Here is a 4,430-nt window from a genome sequence, read left to right as displayed (position 1 = left end):
GATGTGCTCAATGTGTACGTGGCGCCCAGCAGCGACCTGTCCAAGGCCAGGCCGGTCACGAGCGACAAGAAGCGGCCGGTGACGCAGTACTTCTGGGCCCACACCAACAAGCACATTCTCTACCTGCAGGATGCCGGCGGTGACGAGAATTTCCACGTCTTCAGCGTCAACCTCAAGAGCGGCAAGAAGGTCGACTTGACTCCGTTTCCCAAGGTGCAGGCGCGCGTCGTCGGCGTCAGCTACAGGCGACCCAAGGAGGTCGTGATCGGGGTCAACCAACGCAGCAAGCAGCTGCACGACCTGTACCTGGTCAACCTCGTCACGGGCGAGCGCAAGCTGCTCGAGGAAAACCCGGGCTTCATGCAGTGGTTGGTAGATGCCGACTACAGGGTACGCCTCGCCATGAGCATGACGCCCGACGGCGGCATTCGGATCATGCGCAAGAAGGCCCAGCGCCGCAGTGCGGCCAAGGTCAAGGCCGCCAGGGGCAAGAAGGAGCCGGCCTCGTCCCCCAGCCCCATGGACGGCTGGGAGCTGTTCCAGAAGGTGCCCTTCGGCGATGAGCTTGGCACGGGTCCTATCGCCTTCGACCGGCGCGGCAAGCACGTCTACATGTGGGATAGCCGTGAGCGCAACACCTCGGCGCTGACCCGGGTGAATTTGAAGACGGGCAAGTTCAAGCTGATCGCCGAGCATGCCAAGGCGGACGGTGAGAGGCTGCACATGCACCCTACCTCGCACAGGGTCCTGGCCGTGTCGTTCAACCACGCGCGTCGCGAGTGGAGGTTTCTCGATCGCGCCGTCGAGCGCGACTTCAAGCGCCTGTCGAACGTCTCACGCGGCGAAGTGAACGTCGTCAGCGCCACGCTCGACAACAAGCGCTGGATCGTCGCCTATGTCGAGGACGCCGGGCCGGTTAGGTACTACCTCTACGACCGCCGCACGAAAAAGCCCCGGTTCCTTTTCACGCACCGCACGGCCCTCGAGAAACTCCAGTTGGCCAGGATGCATCCCCGGGTCATCAAGTCGCGCGACGGCCTTGAGCTCGTCAACTACCTGTCGCTGCCCGCGAGCGCCGATCCGGATGGTGATGGAAAGCCAGCCCAAGCCATGCCCACCGTACTGCTCGTACACGGCGGGCCGTGGGCGCGCGATCGCTGGGGCTACGATGGATTGCACCAGCTGCTGGCCAACCGCGGCTACGCCGTGCTGTCCGTGAACTACCGCGGCTCCACCGGGTTCGGCAAGGCCTTCACGAATGCGGGCGACGGCGAGTGGGCTGGCAAGATGCACGACGACCTGATCGACAGCATCGACTGGGCCGTGGCCGAAGGCATCACGGACAAAGACAAGGTCTGCATCGTGGGCGGCAGCTACGGCGGCTACGCCACCCTGGTGGGGCTTACGTCTACGCCGGAGCGCTTCGCCTGCGGCGTCGACATCGTGGGCCCATCGAGCCTCCAAACCTTGCTCGAGGCCATCCCTCCCTACTGGAAGCCGGTGCAGGATCTGTTCAAGAGACGTGTCGGCGATTGGACCACGGCCGAAGGCAAGAAGTTCCTGGAGCAGCGCTCGCCCCTGTCCCGCGTCCACAAGATCGTCAAGCCGTTGCTGATCGGCCAGGGCGCCAACGACCCGCGCGTGAAACAGGCGGAGGCGGATCAGATCGTGCAGGCGATGCGTTCCCGCGGCATCCCGGTAACCTACGTGCTCTACCCGGACGAAGGCCACGGTTTCAAGCGCAAGCCGAACCGCCTGTCGTTCTTTGCAGCGATGGAGGCTTTCCTGTCGGCCCATCTGGGTGGCGTGTACGGCCCGGCACAACTGGAGGAGTTCACGGGCACTACCATGCAGGTACCGTCCGGTTCGCACGGTGTGCCCGGCCTGCCGGCGCTGGTCGACTTGCTCGCAAGGCAGCCGCCCGCCCAGGCCCCAGCCACGCACCCGTAACGCCGGCAACGTCTGCTTCAACAGCTTGCCTGAGGCAGGTTGGTCTTGGGTACTGGCGCGTGCGTGCTATACTCCAGGGAAACGCGCGGCCGTTTGCGTGCCCACGCTTATGGATCCAGCCCCACGCTTTGGGGACTTGGTCCGGCGCCTGTGGATTTAGCTCCACGCTTGTGGACTTAGCATTGTCATCTTTGTCTGCTAAGGAGCGGAGCCTCCTGAGGAAGCGGCTCATGCAACCGTCCACCCGAAGGTTCAAACAACTCGTTGCACGCAAAGCGGAGCAGCGTCGCGAACGTGTAGCCGGCGCCTTTCTTGCGGATCCGCGCGATGGCCCAGCCGCCGCCTCCGATGACGCGGGTGTCTCGGACGACTTGGCGGAGCTTCTTGCACAACAGGTTCTTGTGGCCGCGACTTCGGGCGGATACGTCGTGCAGGACGCCCTGAACGCCGACGTAGACGAAGACGCCGGTGGGCCCTTCGTCGAGACAGGATCTCGGGCTCAGTTTGCTCGGCATACCGAGCGCGACGACGCAAGCGATTCCGAGGCGGAGCCTGCACCGTTTCCCACCGCGATGAGCGAGCCTCCAGAAGCCAACGAAGACTAGTGCTAGACGCTACCCCATGGGTGGCGTCCGCTGCGTCTCCAGGCTGATATGGAGCTCGAGCCCCGGCCTTGGCTGCGGCCCGGCGCGTGCCGCTCGGCCACAGCCACAGCAGCGCCCACCGCCAGCGCATCCGACATGGCGCGGAGATCGTCCGCCCGCAGCAGCTCGTCGGCGTGTTGCTCGATGAACCCCGTGTCGTAGCGTCCAGCGACGAAATCGGGCTGGCGCATGACCCGCTGGTGGAACCCGAGGTTGGTCTGAATGCCGCTCAGCACGTACTCAGCCAGGGCCCTGCTCATGCGGGCCACCGCCTGCGGTCGATCGGGCGCGCATACGCAGAGCTTCGAGACCAGGGGATCGTAGTGGCTCGTGATGGTCGCACCAGCGTAGGCGCCGCTGTCGTCTCGGACGCCCGGGCCCCCAGGCGTCTGCAGGCTGTGGATCGTGCCCGGGCTCGGAAGGAAATCCAGGGTCGGGTCTTCGGCACAGATTCGGCATTCGATGGCGTGTCCGCGGGGCTCAAGCTGTTCCTGCCGCAGCCCAAGCGGCTGCCCGGCCGCTACGCGCACCTGCTCGCGCACGAGATCGACCCCGAGACGAAGCTCGGTGACAGGGTGCTCCACCTGCAGCCGCGTGTTCATCTCCAGGAAGTAGAAACTTCCGTCTGTATCCAGCAAGAACTCGACCGTACCGGCCGAAACGTAGTCGACCGCTCGGGCAACGCGCAGCGCCACTTCACCCATCTTCGCCACCAGCTCGGCATCGACTGCGGGACTGGGCGACTCCTCGATGACCTTTTGGTGTCGCCGCTGGATGGAGCAATCCCGTTCGAAGAGATGCAGCCGGGTTCCCTGGCTGTCGCACAGCACTTGAACTTCCACGTGCCTGGGGCGTGTGAGCGCGCGCTCGAGGTACAGCGTGTCGTCGCCAAAGGCGTTTTTCGCCTCACTGCGGGCGCGCTGCAGGGCGTCCGCGAAGCCCTCGGCCGTCTGCACCAGACGCATGCCTTTGCCTCCGCCGCCCGCCGCGGCCTTGAGCAGCACGGGCCAACCGATCTCGTGCGCGGCCCGAGCCAGCTCCGCGTCCGACCCCGCGCACGACCCCGGCACCACGGCCACGCCTGCGCGCTGCACGGTCTGTCTGGCGGTCGTCTTATTGCCCATCGCACGCATGGCCGCAGGCCCCGGCCCTATGAACGTGATCTTCGCAGAAGCGCAGGCCTCGGCAAAGTCCCCGTTTTCACTCAGGAAGCCATACCCGGGGTGCACCGCCTCAGCGGCTGTGCGGCGGCAGGCGTCGAGCACACGATCGATGTCGAGGTAGCTGTCGCGGCTGGGAGCGGGACCGATGTTCACGGCCTCGTCTGCGTGACGCACGTGCAGCGCCGTTCGGTCCGCGTCGCTGTAGACGGCAACCGAGCCGATCCCCATTTCCCGCAGTGTGCGGATGATTCGGACGGCAATTTCGCCTCGATTGGCGACCAAGATCTTTCGGAACACGGCCGGGATGGTGCCCGAGACGCGCCGGAAAGCCAATGGGCTTGCGCTGCTCGAACGGCCAATCAGTTTGCCTTCCCGATGCCCCCGGGGTAGGCAGGATCGGTGACCGACTGGAGCCTGAAGAAGCACCCGAACCTGATCGGCTCGCCGGGTCCCGTGCTGGTGTGCGTCATGGACGGCGTGGGTTGCGGCGCCCACGATGAATCCGATGCCGTCTGGCTGGCACGCACTCCTAACCTCGACTTCCTTGCGGAGCATACGCTCGCCTGTCGCCTGGCCGCGCACGGACGCTCCGTGGGCATGCCCTCGGACGCGGACATGGGCAACAGCGAGGTCGGCCACAACGCCATGGGAGCAGGTCGGGTCTTCGACCAGG

4 protein-coding genes are annotated in these 4,430 nt (G+C 65.5%); 3 read left to right on the top strand and 1 reads right to left on the bottom strand.

The features are described from left to right. The first annotated feature begins 3 nt into the window (after positions 1 to 3). Both MJD61_04420 and MJD61_04415 read left to right on the top strand, forming a co-directional pair. The gene (locus MJD61_04420; GenBank protein ID MCG8554521.1) at positions 4 to 1,950 is read left to right on the top strand and encodes a S9 family peptidase; all 1,947 of its coding nucleotides are present in this window, start codon (positions 4 to 6) and stop codon (positions 1,948 to 1,950) included. Positions 1,951 to 2,180: 230 nt separating this feature from the next. Continuing rightward, entirely contained in the window at positions 2,181 to 2,555 is a 375-nt protein-coding gene (locus tag MJD61_04415) for a hypothetical protein (protein MCG8554520.1), read from the top strand. Positions 2,556 to 2,557: 2 nt separating this feature from the next. On the opposite strand, the gene MJD61_04410 is transcribed toward MJD61_04415, so the two are convergent. Beyond that, entirely contained in the window at positions 2,558 to 4,090 is a 1,533-nt protein-coding gene (locus tag MJD61_04410; GenBank protein ID MCG8554519.1) for an acetyl-CoA carboxylase biotin carboxylase subunit, read from the bottom strand. A gap of 135 nt (positions 4,091 to 4,225) precedes the next feature. Here MJD61_04410 and MJD61_04405 point away from each other — a divergent pair. Beyond that, positions 4,226 to 4,430, top strand: a 205-nt coding sequence (locus tag MJD61_04405; protein MCG8554518.1) for a 2,3-bisphosphoglycerate-independent phosphoglycerate mutase, incomplete at its 3' end; no start/stop codon positions are given.

Source organism: Pseudomonadota bacterium (genome assembly GCA_022361155.1).
Lineage (GTDB): Bacteria > Myxococcota_A > Polyangia > Polyangiales > JAKSBK01 > JAKSBK01.
Note: the sequence above shows the minus strand (reverse complement) of the source record. Positions and strands in the feature narration are given on the sequence as shown.